The following is a 9,997-nucleotide window of genomic DNA, read 5'->3' as shown; positions in this document are numbered from 1 at the left end:
AGCAGAAGATAGCCAGCATGAACACAGACTATCTGGATCAGGTCTTGGCAGCGGGGCTGAGGGCAATGGCGGCGCAGTGAGCATGAACACCTTGGTTTTTTAACAAAATGTTCACGCTCTCACCCTGCACCATCAAGCTTTGCATGGCAAGTTATTCGAAGTAGACAAAATCAAAGCACTTTATGACTTGGCTAATGTTCCAGTCGACTGCCGCTGTACTGTTACACAAGTTCTTGTCGACGACCAAGGAAATCCGTTGACGCCCGCCGTCGTAGAGCGAGCAAAAGCACAAGCAGCCAGCAAAAAATTATAACAACTGGTTCAAATCGTCCGTGGATCTCACCCTGGATCTCGCTCGCTGGGACAGGGCAAGATCATGAAAAAGCCTTATGGGACAAGGCTTTCGGGGTGTTAAAAATTTAAACACTAACAGCCATGTTGTACAGCGGAGCGCACACTTTTTGAAGAAAAATCTCGATTGGGAAGGATCGCTTTGACGATCAATATCAGCTGTGATCCTATGCTGTCTTTTCAACGACAGATGATCGCCATGAACGGACTCGGCCTCTTGCAGCACCTCTCCATCATCAGTGACCCACGCCAGCAATGGAAGGTGGAGCACAAGCTCTCGGACATCCTTTTCCTCACTATCGTGGCCGTCATTGGCGGCGCCGAAGGGTGGGAGGAAATCGAGGATTTCGGCATCGATCACCTCGACTGGCTGCGCCAGTATGGCGATTTCGAGAACGGCGTGCCGGTGCACGATACCATCGCCCGGGTGATGGGCATGCTTTCGGCCACGCAGTTGCAAAAGAGCTTTGCCGCCTGGATGAAAGACTGCCATGTGGCCACCGAAGGCGAAGTGATTGCCATCGACGGCAAAACCCTGCGGCGCAGCTACGACAAGGGCCGCCGCCAAGGCGCCATCCACATGGTGTCGGCGTTTAGCGCCGCCAATCAGGTGGTGCTGGGCCAGGTCAAAACCGATGCAAAGTCCAATGAGATCACCGCCATTCCGGAACTGCTGGAGTTGCTGAGCATTCGTGGCTGCCTGGTAACCATCGATGCCATGGGCTGCCAGCGGGCCATCGCCCAGAAGGTGCTCAACAAAGGTGCGGACTACCTGCTGGCGGTGAAGGGCAACCAGCCCAAGCTGGAGGAAGCCTTCAATAACTACTTCCGGATGGAGATGTTTCAGCGTCCTGATGTCGACAGCTACAGCACGCAGGAAAGTGGCCATGGCCGCAAGGAAACCCGGCTGAGCCTGGCGGTGGACGACTTGTCCATCCTGGGTGACCTGGTGTTTGAATGGCCGGAGCTGAAAACCTTAGGGATAGTGGCGGCAGTGCGGGAAGTGGGCGGCGAACCGGCCAAGGACATCAAGGTGCGCTACTACATCAGCTCGGCCAAGCTGTCGGCCAAGGAGCTGCTGGAAGCGAGCCGCTCCCACTGGTCGATAGAATCCCAGCTGCACTGGCAACTGGATGTGGGCATGCGGGAAGACGACTGCCGCATCCGCCGAGAGCAGGCCGGCGAAAACATGGCCACCATCCGGCATATCGCCTTCAATGCGTTGAAGGGAGAGACCAGCTTCAAGGCCGGCATGAAACGCAAGCAAAAGCGGGCCAGCCGAAACAACGCCTACCTGTCGCAAGTCTTGGCAGGACTGGGGGTTTCGTAATCTTGCCCTGCTCGCTGGGACGGGCTAAAGCCCGCCCCTTAACCAAACGTTATGAATTCAAAGGAGGTCATATGAAAGTGAATTATTACACGGTTCATAAAAATGAAGATGGAGATTGGTACGTAACATCTTCGGGAAACCCAAAGAAGACACATAAATTTGGCACAAAAAAGCAAGCAGTTGAAGCAGCGAGGAAATTTGCTCAACAAGGAAAAACTGTAATCGTTTATAACGAAAATGGAAATGTTAATCAGGTCTTAGGCTTAAAATATAAACCAGCAATGAAAGCTGTAAAAACCAGAAGTAAGTTAAAAACAAAAGATGTAAATATTGCCATCGCTAAAGCGATGGAAACCAATGTGGTTAAGGGGTAATGATGTCTTCAGATTATGAAGTAAGTGTATTCATCAATTGTCCGTTTGACTCACAATATGAGCCTCTTTTTGAAGCAATTTTATTCACCATTTATAAATGTGGTCTGAAACCTAGATGTGCCTTAGAGCACGATGATGCAGGTGAGACAAGGATCGACAAAATTAATGGGATAATTGCTGACTGCAAGTATGGTGTTCACGATATATCTCGTACTGAACTTGATAGCCATAACAATCTTCCACGCTTCAATATGCCATTAGAGCTCGGTCTATTTCTTGGGTGCAAAAAATTCGCTAGCGGCAGAAGTTCTGATAAAATCACAATTATATTTGATTCAATTGCATATCGTTATATGCAGTTTATGTCTGATATTTCAGGTCAAGATATTAAAACTCACAATAATGAACCACAGACTCTAATTTCAAATTTAAGAAGCAGTTTCAATACCAATCTAGGCGGTGGTTTACCTGGAGCAACAGCTATCTATATGGACTATCAAGCCTATCAGTTACTTAAGCCTACCATTAAGCAGAATTTGAATTTGCACGAAGATGACGAACTTACATATTCAGATCATGTCCAAATCATACAGCAGTGGATGCGACTGAATTCATAACAAAGCAATCAAGGTAATGCGTTTACACTCGGCAGTTTCGGTACGGAGTTCAGTGTGCTTTGTTGGTTCAGTGGGGCACATCTTATTGCAGGCGTTATGAGTTGTGGTATCTGGAGATATTCAAACACGAGGGTTGAAGAGTGGAACTCAAGGATTTTGTCAAAAAATCAATTAAAGACATAATGGATGGCGTCTATGAGGCGCAGTCAGAGGTGAACAGTGGCAAAGTTGCTTCACGTTTTCCCGGTGGAGCTCTGGGGTGGTATGAGTCCGGGCTAAGTAACCGGCAGTTGATTGATTTTGAAGTTTCTGTCAATGTAGTTGACAAAGAAGGAAGTGAGGCGAAATTGAACGTGGTTGCCGCCGTCGTTGGTGGAGTGGTAAAGGGTGATAGTTCGTCTTCCTCAAGCCATACTGCCAAGCTCCAGTTCAAGGTTCCTGTTGAGTTTCCGGAGAGCTCATAACAATCCAAGGCAGTGGGACAAATTTTTGCTTCGCTGCACTCAAAACGCAAAATCTGCCCCTGCTTGGGGGGTTATGTACTTTAAGGAGTTTTGATGCCATCGGTAAGCGGGAAGGACTTAATCTCGGACATTACGGAAAAGGCTGGTAGGAGGCTCATTGTTCTTTCTTCGTTGGTGATCCTAGTAAAACTATACAGAGTGAATTTAGAAGATCTATCCATTTTAGGGCTTAGCCTGCCTTCAGAGCTTTTTGATGTTGTATCGTTCAGTTTGGTTTTGTACATGATTTACGTATTGGTTATTAATTGGGTTGGTGACTTGGCCGCCTATAGGTTGTGGTATTCAGAGTCAGAAATATGGTCACAATTCAATACAAACATGAAGCTGGATGGGAGCTTCATCAATGGCGGGACTCGATTGCTTCTAAATCTATTCGCCCTCGAAAAAAATGGCAAATGGCCAGAGAGCTTCAGCGATCTACCCGAAGACTTACGTAATGAGTACAAAGATTTTAAAACTAATGCTGATCTATACATCGTCAGGCTTGACGCAGCAGGAAATAGGTTTAGTGCACTAAGCAAGCTTGCCTCTTTTTACATCTGGTTTCAAGCATTTCTATTGCCACTAGCTTTCGCTGTTTTTGCGATCTATCTTTTGGTCAATTGTGGCAGTTTTATTCCGCCAAACATTGTGTCAGGCACATAACAATTTGCTGCACTCGGATCTGAAAACTGTTATATATAATTACTTTAAGGATAAGTTCATGAAAAACATTGGAGTTTTTATTACAGCATCACTTCTTGCTGGCTGTGCTACAACGTCTCCAAGTATTTCTTGGGTTGCAAGCACCAAGGTAGATGAGTTTACCGATAATAAAACTTGCTCTGTTTCTGTTGGAAGTTTCTATACCAATGGCTCTGTTTTTACATATAGCAACCACTACTATCCATATATAGAAGTAGTCAACGGTGACTTACGGCTTGGCGTAAAAAGTGGTGGAAAACATCCTATCCCTGTGGGAGATGTTCAAATCCGTATTGACTCAAATACTGCTTGGACAATCAGCTCCAGCGAAACGCCTCTCGATTACGTTCCTGAAGGGACTTTCAGCAATATGCAAGAGTACGCGAAAAATCTTCCAGAGCAAAATCAGAAATTGGTCGAGGATACATATAGAACTGCCATGGAGACTACTGCTCGTGCAATGTCTCCATTCACTGCAACAACAGGAGGAAAGGCTCAATCAATACTCAAAGAAATGCTTTCTGGGAAAAAAATAAAATATCGGACAATCGGTTTAAACCAAGCTTCTTCCTCAACTGGAGAGTATGATTTAGGCCCATCCTTACAGGAATCATTGAGTAGATGTGGCATACAATTATAATAATTGTAGATATCCGACCGTTAAAGCTTACCGTTTAACAGGGCATTATAATTCTGAGCCATCCATAAATGGTGTCGCCATGTCTGTAAATAAAATAAGAATTCAAAATATCTTACATGAAAATGAGGGCGTGAAACGTCTTGGTATCTTGGTTAAGTACAACTTTGACTTAGTATCAAAAGATGATTAACAACCGCTTTTGATACTTCAGATACCTAGGTAGGATAATTCTCACTCAACTGACTAACAAAACAATATTTTAATTTTTTACAATAGGAGTAAGACTATGGCCCTTTCGGCATAGATAGTTATCTGGTGTATTTTTGGCTTTTTGTGTTGCATAACAGCTTCATTAAAAGGACACAATGTATTCTTATGGTTTTTAATTGGTTTCATGTTTGGTCCATTTGCTTTCCTTGCTATCTTAATCAAAAACAAAGAACCTTCAAAAAAAGAAAAAGACTCTTTAAAAGACGGCTCCATGATTAAGTGTCCATTTTGTGCTGAGACTATAAAGCCGGAAGCAAAGGTTTGTAAGCATTGCGATCGAGACTTACCTCCAAATAAAAATAATATAGTAGAGATCCACAAAACAGAGTATACAAGCGCTATAATAGACGGCGACTTAAAAAAGTTAAAAGAACTGATCTCAACTGGTGGTAGCATAGACTCTTTCAAGGATGACTTAATTATAACTGCCGATGTATACGACCGGCATGAAGTTGTTAATTACCTCAAGAGCATCAACTAACTTTAAGCGAGCTAGTGACTAATAATTCATCTTCAAAACCCTTATTGTCAGCCGCCTAATTAATCCGAATACTACAACACATGGGTAATTTCATGAGCAAAAATCAATCTGCTTATATGTTGGAGAGCGCAGAGCATTACCTACGAGCAGCAAAGATCATTTGGAATCAACCAAATTTAAATAGAGTAGCAATAGTTAATGCAGCGATCGGCATAGAGATTATCTTGAAAAGCTTTTTAGCTACTCCAGTAGATAATAATCGCAAAGGTACTATATCTGAACAATACGAAATAAAGGGAAGAAAGATTCATGGCCTTCTCGAATTATTGAGTGCAATTGACCCTTCCCTATCACAGAAACTAAAATTTGATCATCATAAAGAATGGTTAGAAAGGCACAACAATATTTTCATTGAAGACCGATACCCATATGAGCCAACATCCAATCCTGCATATTCACAAACACTAATACACATTGGCATTGAAATGTTCCGTTCTACAATTTCTTGGTATAAAAGCTCAGGAAATAAAGATCCATGGATAATTGCCTACCCAGACGTACCCGGAGGTGGATTATAAAAATTCACCTTATTATTTCTCGACAATTTATATCTTAGCAGTGCTTAGAGCATACCTTATATTTTTCAGCCCCATTGACTATCACTGGCCTGGGCTTAATTTTTTCAAAATCCCTATCTGCACCTGTTCTTCTCACATTCTCGACAAAAACCGCAGAAATCGGCGGTGATCTGGCGCCGTTCCATGTAGAATACCGCCCCAAAAGCTGGTTCAGCTTTGTTTTTGTGCATATCCCTAGGAATTTTAATGAAAAAGACCATCGCCCTGACCCACCCCAGGCTGAAGCCGGCTCGTCTGGTGGATTCCATCAAGCACGACATCAGAAAATACCTGAACCGGGAGCGCCGCAAGGCACTGCCGGCGGGCATGGATTACTGGACCTTCGATTGCCGCTTCGGTGCCACTGAGGCGGCGGCGGAAAAGATTTTCACCTCTGAAATCAACGCCCATATCGATGCCGCCGTGGCGCAGGAGCTGCCCTCCTTCTATGTGGAGATCCTCGCCCGGGCCTGCAACCATCAGCCGCGCGACGAGGCCGAGGAAGGCTAAGCCCTTGCCCGCTGCCGGACCTGCCGCCAGGTCCGGCACCGCCCTGGCCCACCGGCCAAGATTTAGCCAGCACCACAAACAATCCTCTCTTCCACCCGCAAAATCCTGTATATTCTGCCCTCGATTTTTTGACTGTAGCGACTCTACAGAGGAACTCTTATGCAATTTTCATCTTTAGATTTGGCCCCGGATCTACAGCGCGCCCTTGTAGAATGTGGCTACAGTGCTATGACCCCCGTACAGGCCCAGGCCATAGTGCCCGCCCGGCGCGGCAAGGATTTGCAGGTGACCGCCCAAACCGGCACCGGCAAAACCGCCGCCTTTGCCGTTCCGGTGTTGCAGCGCATGCTGGACAACCCCAAAGCCACGGTCGAGCGCCGCCCCCGTGCCCTTATCCTCACCCCCACCCGCGAGCTGGCCGAGCAACTGGCCGATGCCATCGGCGCCTACGCGCGGCATCTGCCCCTGAGCGTTACCGCGCTTTACGGCGGCGTGAAGATGGGTGGCCAGGCCAACAAGCTGAAAGCGGGCGTGGACATGGTGATCAGCACCCCCGGCCGCCTGATGGAGCACATCACCCTGGGCAATGTGGCCTTGAGCGACGTGGAATTTGTGGTGCTGGATGAAGCCGACCGCATGCTGGACATGGGCTTTATCACCGATGTGCTGAAACTGATGCAGCTGACCGCGCCCAAGCGCCAGACCCTGCTGTTTTCCGCCACCAGCTCGCCGGCGGTCAACGAGCTGTCCCACAAGATCCTGCACAATCACCAGCAAATCCGGGTCGCCCGGGTCAACAGCACCGCCGATACCGTCCGCCATGCGGTCTATCCGGTGGAAGAAAGCCGCAAAATAGAACTGTTCGAACAGCTGCTGGAAGAAAAAAACTGGTTCCAGGTGCTGGTGTTTACCAGCACCAAGGAGCAGGCCGACCGGCTGCTGGCCGGCCTCAAGCAGCGCAAAATCGAGGCCGCCGTGTGCCATGGCGACAAAAGCCAGGGCTCCAGGCGCCGCGCCATCGCCGACTTCAAGTCCGCCAAGCTGCAGGTGCTTATCGCCACCGAAGTGGCCGCCCGGGGCCTGGATATCCAGGGCCTGGACTATGTGGTGAACTTCAACCTGCCCTATCTGCCCGAGGATTACGTGCACCGCATCGGCCGCACCGGCCGCGCCGGGGCCGCCGGCACCGCCATTTCCTTTGTCAGCCGGGAAGAAGAGCAAACCCTGGAGCGCATTCAAAAGCTGATTGGCGGCGAGATCAAACGCATCGTCAAGCCGGGCTTTGAAGTGAGCAACCGCGGCACCCTGCTCAAAAGCATCTCGCGCAAGGTGTTGTCCGGGCGTGCAAACCGGGCCAGCGAAACGGTGATCGAGCTGGAAGGCTCGGGCAATGCCAAGGGCAAGCCGCGCCGCGCCAAGCCGGCCGATGCAACCGGCAACCAGGCCGCGCCCAAGCCCGTACGCCTGAAAAAGCCGAGTAGCCCCAAAAACACCGGGCCAAAGAAAAAAGTACTGCGCGGCAAACGCGCCGAGAAATACGCCCGCTAATCTCCCGCCAAAAGGCCGCCCGGACTGATACAGGTCAAGGCGGCGTCTCCTCCCCCGCGCTAGCCTGAAACCCAAAGCGACGGCACGGCGGGAGGGTCCATGTCCGACAACACGCTTATCCGGGTACTCAAGGCCATGATGCTGCTGGGCATCGGCCTGATTGGGCTGGGGATTTACCTGCACCACAGCGCCGCCATGGCGGCGCTCGGTGTGCGGGGCATACTGCTCAGCGCGGGCTGCGTGGCGGTGGGCATGGCGCTGTCCTTGCCCACCAAAATGTACCTGACCTTTGTGCTGATGCAGCGGGAAAAGTAGCCCCGCCTACTTGTGGCGGGTCAGCTTGTCCAGGTAGCCCATGGCGAAGGCCGACAAGACAAAGGTGATGTGGATCAGCAGATACCATTTGATCTTGTCGTTGGCGATGTTTTCGGTGTTCATAAACACCTTCAGCAGGTGAATGGAAGAAATCGCTACAATGGACGCCGCCACCTTGTTCTTGAGCGATCCCGCGTCCAGCTTGCCGAGCCAGCCCAGCTTGTCGTCGTCGTCGTCCACGTCCAGGCGCGACACAAAGTTCTCGTAGCCCGAGAACATCACCATCACAATCAGTCCCCCCACCAGGGTGATGTCGATCAACGACAGGGTCACCAGGATCAGGTCCACTTCCTTCATGTGCAGCACGTTCGGCAGAATGTGGAAGATTTCCTGAAAGAACTTGATGCCCAGCGCCAGCAGCACCAGGCTCAGGCCCAGGTAGATGGGCGCCATGATCCAGCGCGCCCCGTACATCAGTTTTTCTATCAGTCTTTCCATGGTCGTGGCTCGCTCCGCCGTCAGTCTTCGGCCAGGTTTTTCAGCCGGTGTTTCCAGCGTCGCTTGGCATAGCGGCGCATGTTGGGAATGTCGTCGGTTTCGTCCATGATCGGCTTGCCGATAATGGTTTCAATCACGTCTTCCATGGTCACCAGTCCCAGCCAGCTGCCGTATTCGTCATACACCAGGAACATGTGCTGGCGTTCGTGCATGAACTGGGTCATCAGGTTTTCCACGTTGATGGTATCGCTGACGATGGTCACCGGCTTGGCCAGGGCAGACACCGGCAGCGCCGGATCGGCATTGATGATGTCGTAGCGGAACACCAGTCCCAGCGGGTTTTCGTCCTTGTCGATCACCGGGTAGCGGGAAAATTGTCCGCTTTGCACATGGAGGGCGAACTCGCCTATGGTCATGTCGGGCGGCAGCACCTCGCACACGGTGCGCGGGGTCATGATGCTGCGTACATTGATATCGTGCAAATCCAGGATATTGGCAATCACCCTTTGCTCGTCTTCGTCGAGCTTGTTCAGTTCGCGGCCGAGGATAGACAGGGCCTTTATCTCCTGGCGCAGGTCGTGCTCGGGAGCGTGGCCGCCAAACACCTTCATGATCTGATCGGACACCCAGATAAAGGGCTTGAGCACAAAAATCATGCCGTTGAGCAGGCGCGGCAGCGTCGGGGCCAGGCTGCGCCAGTAACGGGCGCCGATGGACTTGGGCAGGATTTCGGACAGCACCAGGATAAGCAGCGTCATCACCGCCGAGGCCAAGCCCAGGTAGCCGTCGCCAAACACCACCGTCACCTGGGCACCCACGCCGGTGGCTCCCACTGTATGGGCTATGGTGTTGAGGGTCAGGATGGCGGCCAGGGGCTGGTCGATTCTGTCCTTCAGCTCTTTCATGTTTTCGTGCAGCCTGGGGTTGCTGAGCTTGAGCTGGGCAATATAGCTGGGGGTGATGGAGAGCAGCGCGGCTTCCAGGATAGAACAAAGAAAGGAAATACCGATGGATAATATAGCGAACGCTATTAACAGGCTCATTGAGCGGATGGTTACCTCTGTGGCTTAGAAGCGCTCATCATAGCCGGGCCGGTATCCCGCGGGCAATAAAAACCGCACCCGGCATCGCCGCTCCCCTGGCGGCATGGCGTGTAAAAACATAATCATGCAGCCGCCCCGGGCACTTCTCCCGCCGCCCTTTCTGTGCTTTGCTGTGGCCATGTCGGTACCGCGAGA

Annotated in this window: 13 protein-coding genes; 11 read left to right on the top strand and 2 right to left on the bottom strand. The window is 50.1% G+C overall.

What is annotated here, in order from left to right:
- Nucleotides 1-550 precede the first annotated feature (550 nt).
- From C7I36_RS03620 to C7I36_RS03580, 11 genes are all read left to right on the top strand, one after another.
- Nucleotides 551-1,681: an ISAs1 family transposase gene (locus tag C7I36_RS03620; RefSeq protein WP_106452380.1), complete on the top strand. Its 1,131-nt coding sequence runs from the start codon at nucleotides 551-553 to the stop codon at nucleotides 1,679-1,681.
- 71 nt (nucleotides 1,682-1,752) lie between these two features.
- Entirely contained in the window at nucleotides 1,753-2,055 is a 303-nt protein-coding gene (locus C7I36_RS03615; protein ID WP_106452359.1) for a DUF2188 domain-containing protein, read from the top strand.
- 2 nt (nucleotides 2,056-2,057) lie between these two features.
- Nucleotides 2,058-2,672 carry a hypothetical protein gene (locus tag C7I36_RS03610; protein ID WP_106452358.1) on the top strand — a complete coding sequence of 205 codons (615 nt, stop codon included), beginning with the start codon at nucleotides 2,058-2,060 and terminating at the stop codon, nucleotides 2,670-2,672.
- Nucleotides 2,673-2,812: 140 nt separating this feature from the next.
- Nucleotides 2,813-3,136 (top strand): hypothetical protein, encoded by a 324-nt coding sequence (locus C7I36_RS03605; protein ID WP_106452357.1) that lies wholly within the window; start codon nucleotides 2,813-2,815, stop codon nucleotides 3,134-3,136.
- A 93-nt stretch (nucleotides 3,137-3,229) separates the two neighbouring features.
- On the top strand, nucleotides 3,230-3,841 hold the full coding sequence (locus C7I36_RS03600) for a hypothetical protein (protein ID WP_106452356.1): 612 nt from the start codon (nucleotides 3,230-3,232) through the stop codon (nucleotides 3,839-3,841).
- 58 nt (nucleotides 3,842-3,899) lie between these two features.
- The gene (locus tag C7I36_RS03595) at nucleotides 3,900-4,520 is read left to right on the top strand and encodes a hypothetical protein (RefSeq protein ID WP_106452355.1); all 621 of its coding nucleotides are present in this window, start codon (nucleotides 3,900-3,902) and stop codon (nucleotides 4,518-4,520) included.
- Between the two features lie 394 nt (nucleotides 4,521-4,914).
- On the top strand, nucleotides 4,915-5,271 hold the full coding sequence (locus tag C7I36_RS17215) for a hypothetical protein (RefSeq protein ID WP_146137302.1): 357 nt from the start codon (nucleotides 4,915-4,917) through the stop codon (nucleotides 5,269-5,271).
- Nucleotides 5,272-5,363: 92 nt separating this feature from the next.
- Nucleotides 5,364-5,849, top strand: a complete 486-nt coding sequence (locus C7I36_RS17210; RefSeq protein WP_146137301.1) for a hypothetical protein — start codon at nucleotides 5,364-5,366, stop codon at nucleotides 5,847-5,849.
- A gap of 246 nt (nucleotides 5,850-6,095) precedes the next feature.
- On the top strand, nucleotides 6,096-6,398 hold the full coding sequence (locus C7I36_RS03590; RefSeq protein WP_106452354.1) for a DUF6172 family protein: 303 nt from the start codon (nucleotides 6,096-6,098) through the stop codon (nucleotides 6,396-6,398).
- Nucleotides 6,399-6,557: 159 nt separating this feature from the next.
- A complete protein-coding gene (locus C7I36_RS03585) occupies nucleotides 6,558-7,946 on the top strand; it encodes a DEAD/DEAH box helicase (protein WP_106452353.1) in 1,389 nt (462 codons plus the stop codon).
- A 99-nt stretch (nucleotides 7,947-8,045) separates the two neighbouring features.
- Entirely contained in the window at nucleotides 8,046-8,261 is a 216-nt protein-coding gene (locus C7I36_RS03580) for a hypothetical protein (protein WP_106452352.1), read from the top strand.
- Between the two features lie 6 nt (nucleotides 8,262-8,267).
- Here C7I36_RS03580 and C7I36_RS03575 read toward each other — a convergent pair whose 3' ends face one another.
- Both C7I36_RS03575 and C7I36_RS03570 read right to left on the bottom strand, forming a co-directional pair.
- Entirely contained in the window at nucleotides 8,268-8,759 is a 492-nt protein-coding gene (locus C7I36_RS03575) for a TIGR00645 family protein (RefSeq protein ID WP_106452351.1), read from the bottom strand.
- A gap of 20 nt (nucleotides 8,760-8,779) precedes the next feature.
- Nucleotides 8,780-9,802 (bottom strand): CNNM domain-containing protein, encoded by a 1,023-nt coding sequence (locus tag C7I36_RS03570; RefSeq protein ID WP_106452350.1) that lies wholly within the window; start codon nucleotides 9,800-9,802, stop codon nucleotides 8,780-8,782.
- Nucleotides 9,803-9,997 lie beyond the last annotated feature (195 nt).

It is taken from the genome of Zobellella taiwanensis (assembly GCF_003012795.1).
Classification (GTDB): domain Bacteria; phylum Pseudomonadota; class Gammaproteobacteria; order Enterobacterales; family Aeromonadaceae; genus Oceanimonas; species Oceanimonas taiwanensis.
The sequence above is the reverse complement of the archived record's forward strand: the minus strand, read 5'-3'. Positions and strand labels throughout refer to the sequence as shown.